Below are 21694 nucleotides of genomic sequence, written 5' to 3'. Positions count from 1 at the left end.
CTACTCTTATGATTTAATAACCCTACAAATACGATCTACATCCTCTAAGCTCAAATTAGCATATAGAGGCAATGTCAACACACAGTTAGCAATATGAGCTGCTACCGGCGTATTACCCAAGTCAAATTTCCCTTCATAACATGTAAATTCGTTCGTTAACGGATAAAAATACTTACGCGCAAAAATAGCATGTTCCTTCAAACGTTCAAGTACCTCATCACGTGTATACTTATAACCATCAAACACTACTGGAAAATACGCATAATTAGACTGTACACCTTCCTGCCGCGATGGAATTTGAATACCGGCAATTCCACTCAACTGTTCCTTATATCGCTCCGCAACAAGTTTCCTCTTTGCAATTTCTTCATCGACATGACGTAAATTACATAATCCCATCGCTGCTTGAAATTCATTCATTTTTGCATTACCTGCTACATAGGAAATTTCGTCTGGTCCTGTTAATCCAAAGTTTTTAAAGGTTTGGAATAACTTAACGTATTGCTCATCATTAAATGTCAACGCACCGCCTTCAATTGTATTAAAGACTTTCGTTGCATGGAAACTAAACATCGATACATCACCAAAATCCCCTGAACCTTTACCGTTTAACTTCATTCCAAACGCATGCGCTGCATCATAAATCACTTTTAAGTCATACTTTTTTGCGAGACGTTCAATCTCCTCTACGTTACAAATATGTCCATACACATGAACAGGCACAATCGCACATGTCTTTTCGGTAATTAATGATTCAATCAATGACACATCCATCGTATAATCGGTTGGATTCACATCACAAAAAATGGGTGTTAACCCTTTACGCACAATTGCATGGGTGGTCGAAGCAAACGTAAACGGCGTCGTAATCACTTCTCCTTCTAGTTCAAGTGCTTCCAATGCGACCTCAAGGGCTAAATGGCCATTAGAAAACAAAGAAACAAAAGGAACTTGTAAATATGTGCATAATTGTTTCTCCAACTCATTGTGCTTCGTCCCCATATTCGTCAACCACTGACTATCCCAAATATCCTTAATCTCTTCTATATATTCATCAAAATGAGGCATTGAAGACTGTGTTACTAAAATTTTTTGATTCATTTATAGCACTCCTTGGGAGTTAAGAAATTCATACTTTAATATTGACATGATTTGAACATCAACAAATTGACCATCTTTATAGATAGATTCGCGAGAAATTCCTTCTTTTTTAAACCCTACTTTTTCATAAAGCTGGATAGCAGGTATATTATTAGTTAGGACACTCAGTTCAATTCTATGTATATTCATATTTGTAAAAGCATGCAGTAGAATTTTTGTAGTTGCAAAATGACCTAGTCCCTTACCGCGAACATTGGCGTCACCAATCATAATATGAAAAATCGCACTTTGATTAAGTAAATCTATATTTGTTAAACTAACTAAACCTAAAATATCATGTTTATTTTCAGTATCTACAATTGCACACCTTACTGCTCTATCTCGATTACTCATGTAATTGTCATACCATTTATAATCCACATCGATATTTATAAAACGAAATGGTGCACCTAGTAATCTTATCAATTCTTCGTTATTACGCCATTTATTAATCTTCGGTATGTCTTCTCTCTGAAGTTCCCTTAGCCTATACATATCTTCAACTCCTTTACTAAGTTCTTCATATTTTCAACATTATACCTTTGATCACAAGGTAAAGGTAATATATTTGCAACATACTTGTATTCAATTCTATTTTCACCTATATCTTTTAACACATTTGGCCAAAGAGTGGGTATATATATTTTCTTTTTTGCTAATTCTTTTCTGATTTCTATACCATTCTCAATATAAAAAGGATAAGCGAATGGACCATTTGGTTTTATTAATCTTAATTTATTCAAATTACTTAGTTCTTTAGATAATTTATTAAAATTTTCATTTCGAATTTTTTGTACTTTTTCATAATCAATTGCCCCTAATAGATTTTCAGTCAATTTAGACATTTTTTTCAAATTCAATTCATCAAAATTTTTATCGACATCAATGAACTGATCATAATACTCAGAAGCTTGTCCCTCCAATCGACCTAATAAATGAGACATTCGATCTTTTGAACAATCTATTTCTAATTCTTCTTTTACTTTAACATCTGTTGAAAGGTATGCACCATCAGGTACACCAAAGAATTTACGACATGAATAGATAGTGTCAATATTTTGGGCTGGTTTTTGAAAAAATGCATGTGTATTATCGAAAATAATATTGGAAAAACGTTGTTTATATCCTTTAATTAACTCATTCGTTATTTGTCCATAATAATTGACAATATAAAGATACTCATTTTGTTTTAATTCTTTATTAAAAATAGGTTTGAAATTCTCATCAACATGATAAAATTCAAACTCATATTTTCTTTTAGCAAGCGCTTTTCTCACGGAGTCACATAAATAATAAGGTATATATAATTTTTTAATATTACGCGCTTTTATTAAATAAATTATTGCATTTCGAGCCGTATTTAATTTGATCAAATCTCCATAATATTCTTGTCGTACAAATTGTTCTAATTCGAAATAACCACCAATTTCCTTCAATTAATTCACCTCAAATAAGTTCATAGTTATCTAACATTTTGCGTATTTCTTCTGGGCTATTAAACATCATAACGTCGATTATAGATAACCCAGCTTCAAACGCTCTCCTTTTCTGGGAATACGATTCTAAATTAATTTTAAGGAAATTTATTGTTAGACCTGCATCAGAGTACTTTTTTCGATTGAAGAATTCTATACCACCTTGAGGGTTCCAATACTCTTGTATCCCTCCTAAAGATTCACAAATATTTAAGGCCCATTCATCTGGAGCATGAACTTTTTTTATAGTAATATCCATTTCAGAAAAAACTTTTACACTTAAATCAATACCAATATATGCACAAACAACCTTAAGAATATTTTCATTTAATTTTACAATACTATCTGTATCAAGTTCTAAAGCTAATCTCACAACAGAAATTACCTCATTATAGTAGGGGGCTTTCTTTTTATAATGTTCTAATTGTCTAATAATTCTTTCTTTCCAGTTATCTTCATTTTTTATTTGAATATCTTTTATTGATGTGCTTTTAGAATGTTTCATTAAAGGGGCTTGTACATACTGCCATCCCTCTTGGGGTTTTAAAATTCTATTTCTTTCAATCCATCCATGTCTCATATATTGTACTGTATCAAATAATATAAATTGATCAGTATTTTTTATCAAACTAAAATACCCCAAATAAGGGAAAAAATAAGGCTGCATAATTGCTACTTTCAAAAAAATCACTCCTAAGTTTGTTTATTAATCTCTTAAAAATAGTTATCTCATCTATAGGTAATCCGTTTTCGGGACTTTATTCCATCTATTCTGTACAAGTTTTTTAGAGTATTTTCTTTCACTAGCTTAAGATACTTCTTTGGTTGTTTTAGAGATATCACCCTCATGCTTAATCGTGTTTTTTATTCTCTTATAAATCTATATATACGATGATTAAATATTAGATTTAAAAGTCATCATTCTTTTTTTCTGTAAACCGATTTTACTAGACAGGGAACGGAGAAAAATCATGCGCAAAATCAATCCTATTCTCAAAGAAGAAATCCCAGCTGCTATAGAAGAATTAAAGCTTGCGATGAAAGAAGAACAGAACCATAAATTCTTTGTTAGTTACCAAGTGATTTATATGTTACTCTCAAGCAAAAAATTATGGATTACACGTGGCTTTCATTAGCCACGTTGTTCAACTATCGTAAAGCGTATTGTACAAAAAGAATTACTGGGCTTGTGCCTAAAAATCAACCGGGCCATGAACGATTTTTTAGTGACTGAACAAGAGGTGCAAGTTGTCTCAACAATCGTAATCAAACACCTAAAGATGTCGGTTTTCCAGTTGAATGAATTGGACAGCCCTTCTTCTTCGTGATTGGATTGAACGTACTGAGGTCTCTTTTCTGTGGGTGAGACACATGATTTATTGTATCGCCTAGGATTAAGCCATACGAAACCTACGTATACATTAGAAAAAGTAGATTCACTCAAACAAGCCACTTCTCTGAAATAATTTGAACAGACGAAAAAAATTAATCAACGGGCAAATCAATCACATTTTATTTGAGGATGAGTTGATGATTCTTGATTATCAAGCCATTGCCAATACTTGTTTCCTAAAAGGGCAACAAAAATCATCCCAACATACGCTAGACATCAAAGCTTAAAGTTAATCGATACAATTAGATTACGGAACAAGCGATGTATTTTGTGTGCAAGCAGAGCACTATACAACTGTTGAATTTCTTAGTTTTTTATAAAAAGTCGATACTCGTTATCCAAATGAACGCATCATGATGGTATTGGGTAAAGCGCATATTCATCATGACAAATTACTCCAATCATTTTTGGAAAAGTATCAAGATGACTTTAAATTTCCATTTCTTCCATTAAACAGTCCCGATTAAAATTTAATAGGAGTACTGTGGAAGTGGACGTAACTAACGGTGATTCACAATGTCTTTTACTCGAATGTTGGAAAGATTCAAGGTGCTGTAGCAATCAATTTTAGAAAATAAATCAGCCTATCTATTAAATCGTTCTCAATTCTCAAAGGCTCAACCTATTTTCTTATTAAATAAACTAGTTTTTAAATAAGAGAATGCCTCTACCTTAAAGATTATGGAACTAAATAGGTAAGTAATTCCCCCAGTAATAATTTGAAATATAGGCTTTAGATAATGATTCTCTATAACCTGTCCAATAAAAAACATTACTCCTCCTGTAACAAGTGTTAATAATATAACAGGGTAAATATCTTTTATTTGTTGAAGATAACTATATTTCAAAACTCCTTTACTTATAAATACTCCTATTACAAAATTAATCACTGACGCTAGAAAAATACTAAAAACCAAAGCATAAATACCTAATTGTAGTGTAACTAACATTAAAATCACCGATATAATTTGAGTGGAAATATTGAGAGCTAATGCTATCTTTGTTTTACCTAATGCATTGAGTGCATTAGTACGAATAGAGAATGGCCATGTCATACAAATTAAACACCAAATAATTAAAAACGGAACACTTGGTAACCATTTCTCACCTAATAAAATAAAAATCAGAGACTCAGATACCAATATTAATGTCATTAATATTGGAAAAACAATATAGACACTTGTCTTTAAAGCTCTTCTAAAGACCCCTAAAAATTGAATATGATCACCTTGATATTTTGATAAAGCTGGGAACATTACAGAATTAATTGTACCATCAATATTCTGCATTATAATTAAAGGAAACTGCTGTCCTCTATTATAGTAGCCTAGTGTTAAAATATCAAAACTTTTACCAATTATAAAAGTTTGGATATTGCTCGCTAAAGCATTCAGAAAATTCATTAAAAAAATATTTATACTAAATGTGAATAGCTCTCTTAATACTTCAAAAGAAACTCTAAATTCAGGTCTCCATTTAACAACTAATAATATTGTTCCAGTCATAATTATTGTAAATACTATATTAGAAATCACTAGAGACCATATCTCTAATCCTTTTAGTGCAAGTGTAATTCCAACTCCTCCTTGGCACAACACCGCTATTAATCGATATTTAAACATTTTTTTAAATTGTAACTCTCTATTCAAGATTACATTATGAACTGAGGCTATCGATGAAATTACAATTGTGATTCCTTGAATTTTTAAAATATCGCTTAATATAGGAGAAGAAAAAAGTTCAGCCAAATCTTCTGCTAAAATAAAAATTGTTAAATACAACCCAAAAGATATAGTTAAGTTCACCCAAAATATTGTAGACTTTTCTATATTGGAAATTTCCTCTTTTTGAATAAGGGCCGAAGTAAATCCTGTATTTATAAATACATTAGCAATTACGATAAAACTTAAAGTAAGTGCAATAATTCCAAATTCCTCAGGCAATAGAAGCCTTGCTAATATTAATTGAATAATAAATGTTATTATTTGGACACTAGAGTTTTCTAGTAACTTCCAAAAAATCCCCGTTATAATTTTATTTTTTAATGTACTTTTTGACATTCCAATGCTCACCTTTTGTTAAAACTGTTTCCAAAAGTTGGATTGCTTTTTTAAAAACTGCTCTTTTATATTTTATACTTTTCAAAATCTCAACAATATGTTTAAAATCCAGGTTTTTCAAACAAACGAATAGTATTTTTGCAGATTTATCTACTTTCTCATCAAAAAAATCATATTTCTTATTAAAAAATTCCTCTGTAGCATTTAAAATAGCCATATAATCTTTGTACTGCTGAATTGGTGTGGTTATAGAATTATAATTTGATTCATTTTCTCCTTTTCTAACCCTATACGTACCAAATACTTCATTTAGAATAAATGTTGGACCTAAATTCAATAAACACATACACATTTGGAAATCAGCAACATTTCGAGTAGTTTGTATATAATCTTTATAAGTATCGCCACTATTCAAGATAAAATTCCTATAAAGTACTCCCGCTAGCGAAAACCGCTCTCCTACTAAAAAATTTTCTATAGAAAATCTTTTTGAAACCATACATTCATCTGGGTCGTATCCTAATAAAACATGTTTTAAATCTCTACGTTCTCTTTTATGACTTACACAAACATATTCTACATTTTCCTCTAAAAAATCAACTAATATCTGCAAACGATCACTTCGTAACCAATAATCATCTCCTTCAAGAGGAGCAATGAATTCCCCTTTACTTTCCTTTAACAACTTATAGTAATTAGCTGTTGCACCACCATTTGACTCCCTTCGGAAAATTTTAATCTTTTCTGGATATTCTTTTTGATATTCAGATAAAACCTCAAAGGTTCTATCAGTTGAACAATCATCACCTATTAAGATTTCAAAATCAAAATTTGTTTTTTGAATTAAAATACTTTCTATCGCTTGCGAAATATATTTTTCATGATTATAAGTTAATAATATTACACTTACCTTTTTCTCCATTATTCCCTTCACTTAATTACACCCCATTAGTATTTATTAATAAACACAGGTATATATTAAAATTATTTATATCAAATAATTTCAAGGCTTCTGATTAGTTAATTTATATACAGAAACAAAATTTTAGATACTATTATTATTTTAAAGTTATCAACTAACCTTTACATGTGTTTTTATATAATAGTGTTGGAACTACGTCAAGTTTTCGGACACATCTTGCTTAAGTTTTTTCTTGGGCAACATCCCGAGTAGTCTGTCAAAGTGAAAAGAGCCTTTGACCGCCTACTTGGGATGTAGAGCGAAAAAGATACGGATGTTACCACACAAAAATGTTAGAGTGGGGATTTCCAACACCCTCGTTTACGCTGCGGCACGACACATTTTTTCGAATGTATCTGGCGATAAATGGCCAATACTGCCATGAATTCGCTTGCGGTTGTACCAGCCTTCGATGGAGCGAAACAGGGCAATGCGAGCTGCCTCAAAATTGGCGTAGCGCGTGCAGTATACCTCTTTTTTCAACGTTGCGTGGAAGGATTCAATACACGCATTATCATAAGGACATCCTTTTCGGCTGTAAGAAGGTGTGATGCCATTCTGCTCGAGCTTTTTTCGGAAATCCTCGCTTGTATATTGCGTCCCTAAATCAGTATGCAAAATCAAGCCTAGTGCCGGTTTCTGTGCCTGCACAGCGTTTTCAAGCGCGTCTAAAACAAGGTCCACCGTCATCCGGCGATCAAATTTATAGCCGACAATTTTTTTCGTGTGTAAATCTTGTACCGACGCCAAATAGCACCAACCATCTTGAACGGTGTGGATATACGTAATATCGCCCACCCATTTTTCATTGATGGCTTCGGTTTTGAAATCCTGCTCTAACACGTTTTCACGTTCTTCTACGTGATTGCTAGATGAAGTCGGTTTGTACTTTTTTACGATGTTCGAACGAATGCCTGCGTGTCTCATAATGCGCTGGACGCAATCTATACTACCTGTATAACCTTCTTGTTTTAAAAGGGCAAACATTTTCGGTGCCCCGTACCGTCCACCACTGTCTTCATGGATAACTCGAATGCGCACTAAAGGCTCTTCATTGGCGATAGGATAGCTGTTGGACTTCTTATGGAACGATTGATAATACGTACTTTTGGGCATCTTTAATACGCGACACATCAGTTGAACAGGCTGATGTACGCTTTCTTTTGTAATGTGGTCAATGAGTTCTTGATCTTCTATTTTTGCGCGAATATGGTCATAGCCTTTTTTAGAATTTCTACCTCTTGTTTCAAGCGTAGACTTTCCTTTTAGATCACAGCGACTTCAGCTGCCGTTAACTCATTCGTCCCTTTGACCGAAGTGCCAGAGCAGTAAAGCTCCACTACTTTTTGTTTGAACTCTTGATTATACTTTTTTTGACTCATGTCGGACACGTCCTCTCGTTAAGGTTATTTTACTCACCTAGCTGAGGTATATCCATGACTCTATATTACATCCATGTATTTTGTATTTAAACGTCATTACTTAAAATAGATTTATAAATATTAATTAATTTGCTATTATTTTTTTCAACATCATATAATTCAATTGCTCTCTCTCTTGATTTGCTCGAAAACTCAGTTGCAATTTTATCATTCTCAAAAATTTGACAAATATAATGGGCTAACATGTAATATGCATCATGTTGAAATAAGTATCCGTCTACCCCGTGGTCAATTCTATCAATGACACCACCTACATATGAAGCTACTACTGGCACCCCTAAAATTCTAGCTTCACTTACAGAATTCGACTCATTTTCAATAGTTGAAGAAGATAAAAAAACATTAGATGTTAAAAATCTTTCATGCATTTTTTTTTCATCTAGAGGGCCTAAAAACAATATATACTTTTGTAGATTATATTTCTTTATCATTCTTTTAATATATTTCTCATAATAAGTTTGAGTAAACTTCCCAAAGAAACTAGTCGATTTAGTGAAATCTTTACCACTAATATATACTTTAGTTTCAGGGAACTTTTCTATTATTATTGGCAGTGCTTTAATTAAAAAATGCAATCCCTTTATAGGATAATGAGCTTGACTCAAAAAAATCGACTTTTTCTCACAAGTATTTATATCCCATTTCCCTTTATAAAAACTTTCTCTTAATGTTTCATCACAGTGGAAGTATGTTACATGTGGATTTATTTGTAACACACAAGCTTTGTCCCAAGTAGTTCTACCAATAACATACTGAGCATTTTTGATTAATTTTCTTTCTAATTTACCTTGTCTATCATAAATTTTTTTTAAACCTATAATATTATCTCTTTTTATAATATTTCTTAACGTATATCCATGAATAACTTTATACGGCAAATTTGCCAGAGTATGTTCTGCAATGATAGAAACTAGCCCTTGAATTGAAACTACCACTTTTATATCTTTTTGATTACAAATATTAACCATAACTGATGAATGGGACATTTCTGATCCATAAATATGTACCAAATCTGGTTGGACTTTTTCTAGGATTTCTGAAAAATTCTTCCCCTCTCTCAAAACTTTCACTTCAGATTTTGAAGCAATTGGTCTAAAACCATAATACGTAATACCCTCTCCTTGATGAATAGTATATTTGTCTTCACCATAATTCGGAAAAAGTATGTGTAGCTCTAATTTTTTTGATAAATATTTAGAAGAATTAACCAACCACCCTCCTAAATATGAAGAAGGTTTATTCATTAAATCGCTTACTTCTGGCAATGGTATATTAACTAACCATAAAATTCTCACGTATCGCTCACCCTCATATATTAATAATAAAAATTATTTCTAATAGGTCTTCCAGTTGATTCAAGGATCTACTTCATTTTTTCTCTTATTTCCTGTTTACATAAGCTCTTCATAGAAAGTAAATATCTCCTTTGTAGGTAAGATTAGTACTACTTATTTGGCTGTTTGTATAACAATTTATGCCCATCGAGAGACTAGCTTCGTCTTTGTTAGATTAACTGTACCTCTTTCCAATTAGAAAAATTCTTAAATTGTCCACCAAAAAGGACATTTTTTAATTATTAATCTATATTACTATATAAAAAAGGAAGCATGATTACAGAATTTCGCTCCCATGTTGCTTCCTTTTATTTTGCACTAATTCATCAAGTTAAGTATATGTAACAGAAGAAGTACTATAGAGATTCTTCATTACTATATTATTCAGTCACGAAATAATATGGATCATATCCTGAATTATTTAACACAAAGTAATTATATAGAATACAGAAAATAATTAGAATAAAAATATAGAAAACTCTTAAGTAAATATCATTGACTCGAGATATAATAACGGGCAATAATAATAATATATATGGTTGGAAAAACTCGGCAATTCTTTGAACCATTTGAATCTTTAAACCTAATAGAGAGAAATAAAAATACAAAACACTCGCATTCACCCAAATTCTAGTCTTAGTGTCTTTAAAGTCTAACTTTTTCAAATGAATTAGGACGAAAATCATTACTAAGGTTGGCAGGATTATATTTTTTATTCCTATAGATCCCATTCCATATTCACTACCTAGGTAATGTGAATACATAAAACCATTAAATATTTGGAGTATATCATCTAACACTAGAAAAACAAAGCCAAAAATAAATATGATTAATAGCGATTTTTTCAAATTCAACTTTATATTTGAAATAAAATAGAATATCACCATTATTAGAGCCGTTTTATGAAAAAGTGAAGCTGTGATTATAACAAGTATATATTTGAAAAAACTTCTTTCATAAAGAAACCTCGATCCCCCAAATATTATCGCTGCTGCTAACACTTGTCTGACAATATTAAAAGAAGCATAGTAAGAACCAATAGTTATAAATAAAAGTACACTTATCCAAACATAAGGTGAATATTTATAAAATTCCTTTAAAAATAGTAAAATTGTTAAGAATGCCATGATAATTGCTACAAGGATAAAATCCCCAGTTAAAAGCTTAACTATCTTATTAATAATCACATAACCTAGTTCTTGCCCAAATTGATATTCAAATATCATTGAAAATGGTATTGAAGTATAAAACTCAAATAATTCCTTATAATTATTATAATCACTAGTAAAATCACCTCTAAAACCTGCAAAAATAACTAGGATTGTTCCTACTCCAAGCAAATAAATTATTTCCGGTAATTTGTTAGTATATTTTTTTTCATATACAAGTACAATTGAAAACATTAATACAATAATATTTACTAACAAATACAATAACATTTCATAAGCGCTCCCTTAATTCACTTTTTCAATCTCTTAAAGTCACTTAATAAAAACTCTGAAATCTTTCTTCCTTGATACTTATAATTTTTACTTTCAGCAAATTTTTTGGCCCTCTCTCCCAATTCAATCCTCTCTTTACTATCCATAAAAGTTAATTCTTCTAGCTTCAACATAATTACTTCTGGTTCATTATTATCGAGTTTCAATATATATTCTTCGTATTCAAGAGGTATTCCAGGTAACATAGTAGTAATTAGAGGTGTTCCAGAACACATGTATTCTAAAGTTTTTGAAGGAAAGGAATATTTTACATATTCTTCGTTAGACGATCTTGCATTAATTAAAAAATCTGCCCCGCGTTGAATATCCAAAATTTCCCTTCTATTTAAAAACCCTTTATATAAAATATTATCTTCAGATTTACAAATCTCCACCAATTCCTCCGAGAAATCCCCAGAACCATATATCTCTAAAATAACATTCTTATTCTTTAACAGTCTAAAGCCATCTACAATATTTTTAATCCCATACCTTTTAGCTATAGAACCTGTATATACTACTCTTATTTTATCTGAATTTTTGTTTCTTTTCATTTCTTGATTAATATCTACATTATCTATAATACCCTCAATAACTAAATATGGCTTATTAGGTGCAAAATCTATTGCAAGGTACTTTGTCAATACTATAACTTTATCAGCTTTCCTCATTAAAAACTTTGCTAATTTAAATTCCAATTTCCTAAAAAAGGATTTTAATCGACTGTCAAATTTATTAGGTACAGCAGGTGGGTCAGTCCATAAACAAATTAATTCAATATTATATATTTTAGAAAAGATATAACCTGCTAGCATGAAAGGTACATGGACAGAATATACAATTACCCCGTCTTTACTCTTCCTCGTATGGAACTTCAAAAAACCGTAAAAAATTACTGAAGAAAACCTCGTAATAATTTTTAGTAACCCTAGATTTATAAATGGTATTTCAATAATATTTATTATTTTGTTCAATATTTTTACATTCGATTCATGATGCCTAATTATTCTCAAAGGGTAAAATGGATATTCTGAAACAGGTCTCGTTGATATATATGTATTATTTATACCTCCCTGATACTCAATGGCTTTAATAAAGTTCCAAATAAATTTATGAGTCTGGATGGCTGGAAATTTATCGTCCAACTCTATTTCCTGCATCACACAATCAGGGATAGCGTATCCAATAAATAGAAAGTTTTTACTTTTATTCATTCTTTAGCCACACTACTCTCTTCACATAATCGGTATACCCTAAAATAATTCGCAAAACCTTTTCCCCGACATTTGGCATTGAGTAATCGTTTACTAAGCGTAGTGTATTATGTTGTTGTATTTCTAAAACTGCTAACCCCTGCATAATACGCTCTACACCTAGTCCTACCATAATCACAGATGCTTCTTCCATCGCCTCTGGTCTTTCATGTGCTTCTCGAATATTCAATGCACGGAAACCTAAAATTGATGATTCTTCACTGATTGTGCCACTATCACTCAAAACTGCCTTCGCCTTGATTTGTAACTTATTATAATCATTAAATCCTAATGGTTTTAATGTCTGAACTAACGGATTGAAAATGATGCCCTTTTCTTCAATCATTTTACGAGTACGTGGATGTGTACTTATGATGACTGGATAACCGTATTTTTCTGCAATTGCATTTAATGATTCAATAAGGTTTAGGAAATTGCGCTCAGAGCTAATGTTTTCCTCACGATGAGCAGATACGAGAAAGTACTTGCCTTGCTCTAATTGTAGACGCTCTAACACATTAGATTGTTCAATATCAGCTTTACGAGAATTTAATACCTCAAACATCGGGCTACCTGTTTTAATAATACGATCTGCTGATAAACCTTCACGTAATAAATATTCACGTGCAATATCACTATACGTCAGGTTAATATCTGCTATATGATCCACAATTTTACGATTCGTTTCTTCTGGTACACGTTGATCAAAGCAGCGATTTCCTGCTTCCATATGGAAAATTGGAATTTGACGTCGTTTCGCTGCAATGGCACATAAACAGCTGTTTGTATCCCCCAATACTAAAAAAGCATCTGGTTGTACTTCCTCAAGAATTGGATCTATTTTAATCAAAATATTCCCTACTGTTTCAATTGCTGTACCAATCGCTGCATTTAAAAAATAATCTGGTTTTTTTAGATTAAAATCATTGAAAAATACTTCATTTAGCTCATAATCGTAATTTTGTCCTGTATGCACTAATACATGGTCAATAGCTTCGGATTCCTCTAGTTTGTGAATAACAGCTGACAGACGAATAATTTCTGGTCTTGTCCCTACCACTGTCATTACTTTTAATTTTCTCATATTTATACCTCCACAAAAAATGTATCTGGTTTTTCTGGGTCAAATATTTCATTTACCCACATAATTGTAACCATATCTGTGTCACCTAAATTTTCGATATTATGTGTATAACCGACTGGGATATCTACCACTTCTAGCTTCTCGCCACTGACGAAGTACTCAATAACTTCCTTTGTCCCAATTTTACGGAATCGGATAACACCATGCCCACTAACAACTAAAAACTTCTCGTTTTTTGTATGATGCCAATGGTTGCCCTTTGTTATACCAGGCTTTGAAATGTTAACCGATACTTGCCCTCTATCTGGCGTCTTAATAAATTCAGTAAATGACCCACGTAAATCTACATTCATTTTTAAAGGATAACTAAATTGATTTTCTGGTAAATAGCTTAAATACGTGCTATATAAAGCCTTTGTAAAAGCATCTGACATTGTTGGAACAGAACGTTCTTCTCGGCTCTTTTTAAAGGAAGTAATCAGCTCCACTATATCACCGAGTATTTGTTTATGCACAGTAGCCACTTCATAATAAATTCCTACCTTGTTAGCTTTTCCTTCGAGTGCATTTATAAACTCTCGCACAACATCATCAATATACACCAATGTCAATTTAACTGTTGCATCATTTACTGTAATCTCTAAATCACGACTTATATTATGACAAAACGTAGCAATGGCACTATTGTAGTTTGGCCTACACCACTTTCCAAAGACATTCGGTAAACGATAGACAAAAACCTGTGCCCCAGTTTCTTCAGCATATTGGAAAACTACTTCCTCACCCGCCTTTTTACTTTGGCCATAAACATTATCTCGTTCAGCTTGTGTCGAGGAAGCAACAAGAATTGGACAAGCATTCCCTAACTGCTTTAAATACGTAACTATTTGCTTAGTAAAATCATGGTTACCTTGCATAAATTCCTCTTCATGTTGCGGACGGTTAATACCAGCTAAATGAAAAACAAACGTAGCTTCTTTTAGATAATTAGCCAATTCTTTCTCAGTTGTATGGCGCGTAACTTGTACTACGCGATGATTTCCATAGTTTCCAAGTTCAGCTATAAGGTTTTTACCTATAAAGCCGCTCGCTCCAGTTACTACAATCGTCATTTTATCTTCCATGCCTCCAATTCTTCTCGAACATAGTTTAACGCTAGTAGCTTATCCTTTATCTCTTCCACTGTTAAACGATATGTATTATGCGAATTATACTCTTCAGCTGCTGAAAGCTTCTTATCGCCTTCTTCGAAAAATTTACCATAATTTAAATCACGTGTATCAGCTGGTACACGGTAATAACCCGTCATATCCTCTGCCACAACATATTCCTCACGCGTTAAAAGCGTTTCATATAACTTCTCACCATGACGTGTCCCGATAATACGTATTTCGTTGTCCACTTCAAATAATTCCACTAAAGCTTGTGCTAAATCAGCAATCGTAGAAGCTGGTGATTTTTGTACCATAATGTCGCCGGCATTCGCATGTTCAAAAGCAAAAACAACAAGTTCTACCGCTTCCTCTAAACTCATTAAATAACGTGTCATTTCAGGGTCTGTTACCGTTAACGGCTCACCCTTTTTAATTTGTTCGATAAATAAAGGAATCACTGAGCCACGAGAAGCCATCACATTACCATACCTTGTACCACATATTAATGTTTTCTCTGGGTTCACAGTACGAGATTTTGCCACAAACACCTTCTCCATCATCGCCTTAGAAATACCCATTGCATTGATTGGATAGGCTGCTTTATCAGTTGAAAGACAAATAACCTTCTTCACACTAGCTTCAATTGATGCGTTAACCACATTTTCTGTACCAATAACATTCGTTTTCACTGCTTCCATTGGGAAAAACTCACAAGAAGGTACTTGCTTTAGCGCTGCAGCATGGAATACATAGTCGACATCATGCATTGCATTTTTAACACTCGCTACATCACGCACATCACCAATATAAAACTTTAATTTGTCATTTTTATATTTCTTCCGCATATCATCCTGTTTTTTCTCATCACGAGAAAAAATGCGAATTTCATTAATATCTGTATGTAAAAATCGGTGCATGACCGCATTACCAAAAGAACCTGTTCCACCTGTAATTAATAATATTTTATCTTTAAACATTGAAGTACCTCTTTCTTCACTATTATTCAAAATGGCTCATAATAATATCATAGGAATGCTTTGCAGAATAATGATTTTCTAAATAGACTCTAGCATTATTGCCCATCTTTTTTCTTAACTCGTAATCGCATAATTGTTGCACTTTATCATTAAACTGTTCAACACCTCCACTCTCACACCATAAACCAAATTCACCTTGTTGGATAATTTGACCGACATCCGTACTTATATCTGTTGCTGCCAAAACAGGCATAGAAGCTTGCATATAGGAAAGTAGTCTTGACGGGAAATTAGGTATTGTAAATCGATTATCCAAGAATATTAACCCCACATCACATGAATTCACTAAAAGTTCGTAGTCCTCTTTCGGAAGTTGAGAGAATAGCTGTGCGTTTGTTATCTTTTCACCATTGAATGAAGTTTCAAGCTTTGCAAACTCTGTGCCTGAACCAGCAATGACAAAATAAACATCGTCATTATCCTTATTCGCCTTTAAACACTCGATTAAAAAGTCAATCCCTTGTGGCTTTCCAAGATTACCACCGTAAATAAATACAGTCTTATTTAATGGAATATTGTATTTCTTCTTGATCTTTTCCTTCGCTTTTTTATTTTGATCTATAGGCAATGGCTCTATACTATTTGGACATACTTCTACTTTTTCAGAAGGAATTGTTGGATTATGCTTAAGAACAAAGTTGACATTTGCTGGTGACATGCAGCCTATGTAATCAGATACCGCATATAACTTTTCCTCTTTAGCTCGAAAATATTTGTATAATAGCCCCTTTCCGCCCGAAGTCTTTAACATCCCCAGATCCAAAGCATTTTGCGGAAATATATCCTTTAGCAATAAATATGTTTTTGCTTGATCACGTATCTTTACATAATTCACAGCCTTTTGCAAAGTAATAGGGGGAGTTGAATAAATCACTAAATCAAATTTCACATTGGAAAAATGGTCCTTAATCCCTTTTTTAAACTTAGATTCTAAAGTTAACATCGAAATACCCTTTTCGATAATATTGGTTCTTTGCATATTCCCGATTTGTAATTTAAGAATGGTACAACGGTTGTTTTTGATTATTTTCGTCGACCGTTGCTGTCGTTTTTCTGTTGGAGAAACAATATATACATTATGCTGATTTTTTATAAATTCACGCATAACATCCGTGTAAATAGATTTCTCTTCAATTGAATCAAAATCTAAAAGTGTTAAAAATAAGATATTCATTACTTAAACTCCCTACTATATTAACTATAATTGATCTCAGGTCTATCACTTTTGTCAAATTTATTGTCTAAACAGCCTTCAATTTTCCAAACTTCGCTTTTAGTAGTTTAGTACTTTATTAAAATCCATCGTTTTCATCATTCTAATTAACTACTAATCCACCAAAATACGGTATTCCTAAAAATGAATTTCATTATCAATTTTGCAATCTAACTAGCAAACTCAATTGAAAAAATCATCCTTTCAAAAAATATATACACAAATTAACTTAGATTTTTATAAGAAAGACACCTAGAATCTTTTAGGATGTCTTTCCTACAAATTTCCTAGAATAAGTACAACAATCTATCTAATACTTATTAATTCGTTCGCCATCAATTCATCGCAATCTCTTGATCTGCCACAAACTGACTCCAATCCCCATTCGCCACACGAATCAGTAGTTCCTTCTGCTCCATTTGTCCCTGTTTCCCTAGCTCCGATAATAGCGCCATCAGTTGTAAATTTTCCATATAATTCGCCTTGCCCACGTGAATCTTCGGATACACATTCTCCTCTTGAAGCTCCTCGGAGTTGAGTAACTCCTCGTACATCTTCTCACCAGGGCGAATACCTGTAAATTCAATCTGAATCTCCTCTTCCGTATACCCAGAAAGCCGAATTACATTCTTCGCTAAATCTACAATCTTCACTGGCTCTCCCATATCTAGTACAAAAACTTCTCCACCTTTTGCCAATACACCTGCCTGCAAAACTAGCCGACTTGCTTCTGGGATAGTCATGAAGTAGCGAGTCATGTCCGGATGTGTTACCGTAACTGGACCACCTGCTGCAATTTGGGCTTTAAAACGTGGAACTACTGAACCACGTGAACCAAGCACATTTCCAAACCTAACTGCCGCAAAGTTCGTCCTACTACATGCAGCTAAATTTTGAACAACCATTTCTGCAATTCGTTTTGTTGCACCCATTACATTTGGTGGATTGACAGCCTTATCGGTAGAAATCATAACAAAGCGCTTTACACCAAATTCATGAGCAGCTTCAGCTATATTTTTCGTGCCAAAAATATTATTTTTAACGGCTTCACAGGGATTGTATTCCATTAGTGGTACATGCTTGTGTGCTGCCGCATGGTAAATAACATGTGGTCTATACTGTTTCACTATCTCAAAAATACGTTCTCGATCTTGAATATCCGCAATAATAGGGATAATCACTGAATCGATATCAATTTTTTCTTGAAGCTCCATACTAATATTGTAAATAGAATTCTCACCATGACCAAGCAATAGCAGCTTTTTCGGTTGAAACTTCATGACCTGCCGACAAATTTCCGACCCAATCGAACCGCCGGCACCTGTCACTAAAATTACCTTATCAGTTAACTTTTCAGAAATAGCAACCATGTCTAATTTCACTTCTTCACGGCCTAATAAGTCGTTTATATCGATATCTTGCATTTCATTAACAGAAACTTTACCAGTCATAACATCTTCAATTTTCGGCATAATTTTAATTTTCACATTTGCTGTTGCGCATTTCTCATAAATTGCTTTTATCCCCACTTTTGAAAGCGAAGGGATAGCAATAATAATTTCATCAATTTGCTTTTTTTCTACTATCTTTGCAATATCGGCTACTGTTCCCCATACTGGTAATCCCATTATATTCAAATGCTTTTTATTGACATCATCATCGACAAAGCCGACTGCATGAATATCCTTCTCACTTGTATTTTGAAGGTTTTTTGCAAGCATCGTACCACCTTGCCCGGCTCCAACAATTAATACACGCTTTATGTTATTAGGATTTTTGAAGGATTCTTTATCGTTCAATAACCTCAGTAGAAATCTTGACCCCCCAATCATAATAATATGCAGCATCCAAGTTACTGTCATCACTCGAAAATAAATATCATTATTAATGACTTGCTGTAAAATACTCGCTGCCACTATAGAAATCGTTACTGCATATGCAATTGTTAATAATTCACGAACAGATGCAACACTCCATACCCTCGTATAAAGCTTATAAAAATACGCGGCGATATGATGGCTTACTAATAAAGTAATCGCGCTCAATACAATTACTTTATCTGAATAGACATTTAACGTCGGGTGTAGTAGCCAATAACTCACAAAAATTGCAGAGAGAACAATACATGAGTCCATTATAAAAAATATGATATATCTTAATTTATAACTCATTTTTTGTTACCTCTTTCTTTTTATTTTGTAGCGGATGTTTTCCAATATGAACGGAAAAAGACTAAACTAATACCAATCATTAATCCTAGGACTAATCCAATTGCTAAGTTTAATACTTTATTTGGAGATGTTGGGAATTCAGCTAAAGTCGGGTCAATAATAACACGAATAAATGGATCTGCTTTGAAGCTATCTAGCCCGGTTTTGACAGATTGATATTTTGCTAATACCTCACGATATTCATTTGATTTTGTATCAATTTGTACTTTTAATTGTAATAATTCATTTTGAATAGCTCCGGTAACATTAGACAAAGCATTTGATTGTTCTGTTGTTAAATTCAATACAAATTGAGATGTAGCAATTGTTTGTAAAATCAAAATTTCGGGTAATTTATTTGAAACAATAATTGAATTATATTGAGACATTAACTGTTCAATTTCAGTCGACAAGATTTCGGATTCTTTGAAATACGTTTGCTCTAATAGGTGTAAGTTCGTTTTAACCTTGCTATTCATTTCATTTTTTGTTTTATCCATTAGCAATGTTAATAACTCTTGCGCATTTTTAGGGGATGTGCCACTATATGTTAAATTCACTATTCCTGTAGCTAGATCAACTGAAGTGGATAAATTTGCACTAGTATAATCATTGTAACCTTTTTCTTTAAAATACTTTCTATTTTGTTCCACATTCCCCAAACGTTGCACATAAATATTTGGCGTAAACTCTGTTGCGACATAGCTTGCCATAATTCCTGTATCCTGTATATCACTTGAAATTTGCAATACAGCCTCCGATTCATACTGCTCCTCTAATACAAACCAGCTAACAATTCCCGATAGAAGCATCGCAATAATTGTACAAATTGCAATTAACCACTTACCCTTTAATAATATGTCAATTATTTCTCGTAATTCAATTGTTTCTTCCATTAGTAATCTCCTTGGTAGTAAGTGTAAATTTCATCATAATTCCTACTAAAATCCATAGTGGTGCTGATATACCCGGTAGGCTGTCATTAAAAATTCCTTGTATTAAATATGCTCCCCAAGCAACACCAATAATCCATATAATTGATTGATTATTTTTCCAAACTGATTTTAATGATCTAATTAGCGAAAATAATAACACGACCATCACGCTTAAAAAGCCTAGCACACCTGTGCCATATACCCATCCAATATAAAGACTATGCGGTTTGTCTGTTATAACATTGTCATACCAAAAATTTGCACGTGTTTCGATGTGCGTATGGGGAAAATTATACATTAAAGTATCCATTCCATAACCTAATAAAGCACGCTCTTTCACTAATTCAATAGACTTATCCCAGATATAAATACGCCCTGACGCTGCACCGGCTTTTCTAACTGGCAGCTCTGGTAATTCGAACTCTTCCGCTGCGTATACTTTAGACATTTGCCCTAATTTATACTTATTCTTCTCAACAGATACTTCCTCTTTTTTCTCCACATATGGATTTTTTTTTATAACAAACCCTATAGATTCTGTCCAAACATGCGCTTCTTTACTAGCTAACACGTGAAAAACTGGCACAGCTGCTAAAATAAAAACAGCAAGTATAACTAAAGGTTTTATTTTCTGTTCATTTCTTAGTGCAGCAATTATAATAATCGGCATAATTAAAATAATTGTCAGAAATCCTGAAGTAGAAATCGACATGAGCAATATTGCAACAGACATTAAAGAAAATACTAAATAAGTGTATGCGTTAAGTTTTGACTTTTCCAAAACAGCTGCCATTAAGTACATTACCGTCATAATCGCAAACATTCCACTCATATAGTTCCATTGGTTTAATGTACCTAGTAACTGTGAGTCCTCACCTATATTAGCCCCTTCAGGTAATAAAATTGCAACACTGCTCTTTATCCAATCATATTGCAATAAATCCTTCCCATAAAAGTTCATTGTAATAATAAATAAGTTAATTACAACAAAAGGCATCATTGTATATAAAATATATCTCATCACATATTTAGGATATTCGATATTCATTGCGATAAACATTAAGGCAACATAACATAGCCAACTAATCGCTCCATCAGAACGATTATAAAGCCCGCCTAACGCAATTGATATGCTCGGTGAAGCAATTGTTGATATAACAATCATAATGGCGAAGATGCTTAAAGCATAGTTTAAGAATGTTTTACGTATTGTACCTCCCATAAAAAATACCTTAGCTAATAACAGTGCTCCTGCAATTAATGTGACTACTAAAATAAACAATGCTTTAAAGTGAGTAAACAGTTCACCCTTAGTACCTGAGATTAAAGTTTCTTGATTAGAAATTAACGGACTTACCACTTGTTCAACATGCGCTAGCACAATAAGTGGTGCTAACCCTAACAATAATAATAGTAGTCTGAAAATCCACTTATCGACACTCGCTCTTGACTGTGCATTCTCTTTCTCATCGCCCATCTTATCTGATTGATGCAGTTCTTTATAAAAAGAAGTCATATGTTA

At 32.8% G+C, this 21694-nt stretch carries 17 protein-coding genes and 2 pseudogenes; 2 read left to right on the top strand and 17 right to left on the bottom strand.

Annotated elements, in window-relative coordinates:
- Window positions 1-6 precede the first annotated feature (6 nt).
- From C9J36_RS01940 to C9J36_RS01925, 4 genes are read right to left on the bottom strand one after another with little or no spacing between them, the layout of a single operon-like run.
- Entirely contained in the window at window positions 7-1101 is a 1095-nt protein-coding gene (locus C9J36_RS01940) for a DegT/DnrJ/EryC1/StrS family aminotransferase (protein WP_107942073.1), read from the bottom strand.
- On the bottom strand, window positions 1102-1635 hold the full coding sequence (locus C9J36_RS01935) for a GNAT family N-acetyltransferase (RefSeq protein ID WP_107942072.1): 534 nt from the start codon (window positions 1633-1635) through the stop codon (window positions 1102-1104).
- Window positions 1623-2576 carry a hypothetical protein gene (locus C9J36_RS01930; RefSeq protein ID WP_107942071.1) on the bottom strand — a complete coding sequence of 318 codons (954 nt, stop codon included), beginning with the start codon at window positions 2574-2576 and terminating at the stop codon, window positions 1623-1625. Before C9J36_RS01930 ends, C9J36_RS01935 begins: the two co-directional genes overlap by 13 nt.
- A 10-nt stretch (window positions 2577-2586) precedes the next feature.
- Entirely contained in the window at window positions 2587-3297 is a 711-nt protein-coding gene (locus C9J36_RS01925; RefSeq protein WP_107942070.1) for a WbqC family protein, read from the bottom strand.
- Window positions 3298-3586: 289 nt separating this feature from the next.
- Here C9J36_RS01925 and C9J36_RS17250 point away from each other — a divergent pair, with 289 nt between their 5' ends.
- A complete protein-coding gene (locus C9J36_RS17250; RefSeq protein ID WP_161956367.1) occupies window positions 3587-3751 on the top strand; it encodes a hypothetical protein in 165 nt (54 codons plus the stop codon).
- A 598-nt stretch (window positions 3752-4349) separates the two neighbouring features.
- A pseudogene (locus C9J36_RS17670) lies at window positions 4350-4475 on the top strand (transposase); the annotation flags it as partial.
- 150 nt (window positions 4476-4625) lie between these two features.
- Here C9J36_RS17670 and C9J36_RS01915 read toward each other — a convergent pair.
- The 13 genes and pseudogenes from C9J36_RS01915 to C9J36_RS01855 all read right to left on the bottom strand — a co-directional run bounded on the left by C9J36_RS01915 (window position 4626) and on the right by C9J36_RS01855 (window position 21688).
- Window positions 4626-6068 (bottom strand): lipopolysaccharide biosynthesis protein, encoded by a 1443-nt coding sequence (locus tag C9J36_RS01915; protein ID WP_107942068.1) that lies wholly within the window; start codon window positions 6066-6068, stop codon window positions 4626-4628.
- Complete coding sequence (locus C9J36_RS01910) at window positions 6043-6990, bottom strand: glycosyltransferase family 2 protein (protein ID WP_153061586.1); 948 nt, start codon at window positions 6988-6990, stop codon at window positions 6043-6045. The genes C9J36_RS01915 and C9J36_RS01910 overlap by 26 nt, the downstream gene beginning before the upstream one ends.
- A 360-nt stretch (window positions 6991-7350) precedes the next feature.
- Window positions 7351-8411: pseudogene (locus tag C9J36_RS01905) on the bottom strand (IS3 family transposase).
- An 86-nt stretch (window positions 8412-8497) separates the two neighbouring features.
- Window positions 8498-9766, bottom strand: coding sequence for a glycosyltransferase family 4 protein (locus tag C9J36_RS01900; protein ID WP_107942065.1), 1269 nt, complete (start codon window positions 9764-9766; stop codon window positions 8498-8500).
- A gap of 419 nt (window positions 9767-10185) precedes the next feature.
- On the bottom strand, window positions 10186-11244 hold the full coding sequence (locus tag C9J36_RS01895; RefSeq protein WP_107942064.1) for an EpsG family protein: 1059 nt from the start codon (window positions 11242-11244) through the stop codon (window positions 10186-10188).
- A gap of 20 nt (window positions 11245-11264) precedes the next feature.
- Entirely contained in the window at window positions 11265-12500 is a 1236-nt protein-coding gene (locus C9J36_RS01890; protein WP_107942063.1) for a glycosyltransferase, read from the bottom strand.
- Window positions 12493-13623, bottom strand: a complete 1131-nt coding sequence (gene wecB, locus C9J36_RS01885; protein WP_107942062.1) for a non-hydrolyzing UDP-N-acetylglucosamine 2-epimerase — start codon at window positions 13621-13623, stop codon at window positions 12493-12495. The genes C9J36_RS01890 and wecB overlap by 8 nt, the downstream gene beginning before the upstream one ends.
- Before the next feature lie 2 nt (window positions 13624-13625).
- Complete coding sequence (locus tag C9J36_RS01880) at window positions 13626-14735, bottom strand: capsular polysaccharide biosynthesis protein CapF (RefSeq protein ID WP_107943056.1); 1110 nt, start codon at window positions 14733-14735, stop codon at window positions 13626-13628.
- On the bottom strand, window positions 14732-15754 hold the full coding sequence (locus C9J36_RS01875; protein ID WP_107942061.1) for a polysaccharide biosynthesis protein: 1023 nt from the start codon (window positions 15752-15754) through the stop codon (window positions 14732-14734). The genes C9J36_RS01880 and C9J36_RS01875 overlap by 4 nt, the downstream gene beginning before the upstream one ends.
- A 22-nt stretch (window positions 15755-15776) precedes the next feature.
- Window positions 15777-16988 carry a glycosyltransferase family 4 protein gene (locus tag C9J36_RS01870; protein WP_107942060.1) on the bottom strand — a complete coding sequence of 404 codons (1212 nt, stop codon included), beginning with the start codon at window positions 16986-16988 and terminating at the stop codon, window positions 15777-15779.
- Window positions 16989-17362: 374 nt separating this feature from the next.
- On the bottom strand, window positions 17363-19198 hold the full coding sequence (locus C9J36_RS01865) for a polysaccharide biosynthesis protein (protein ID WP_107942059.1): 1836 nt from the start codon (window positions 19196-19198) through the stop codon (window positions 17363-17365).
- A gap of 20 nt (window positions 19199-19218) precedes the next feature.
- The gene (locus C9J36_RS01860; RefSeq protein ID WP_107942058.1) at window positions 19219-20133 is read right to left on the bottom strand and encodes a Wzz/FepE/Etk N-terminal domain-containing protein; all 915 of its coding nucleotides are present in this window, start codon (window positions 20131-20133) and stop codon (window positions 19219-19221) included.
- Window positions 20117-21688: an O-antigen ligase family protein gene (locus C9J36_RS01855; protein ID WP_107942057.1), complete on the bottom strand. Its 1572-nt coding sequence runs from the start codon at window positions 21686-21688 to the stop codon at window positions 20117-20119. Before C9J36_RS01855 ends, C9J36_RS01860 begins: the two co-directional genes overlap by 17 nt.
- Window positions 21689-21694: the final 6 nt, after the last annotated feature.

The sequence above is a fragment of the Metasolibacillus fluoroglycofenilyticus genome, assembly GCF_003049645.1.
Taxonomy (GTDB): domain Bacteria; phylum Bacillota; class Bacilli; order Bacillales_A; family Planococcaceae; genus Metasolibacillus; species Metasolibacillus fluoroglycofenilyticus.
The sequence above is the reverse complement of the archived record's forward strand: the minus strand, read 5'-3'. Positions and strand labels throughout refer to the sequence as shown.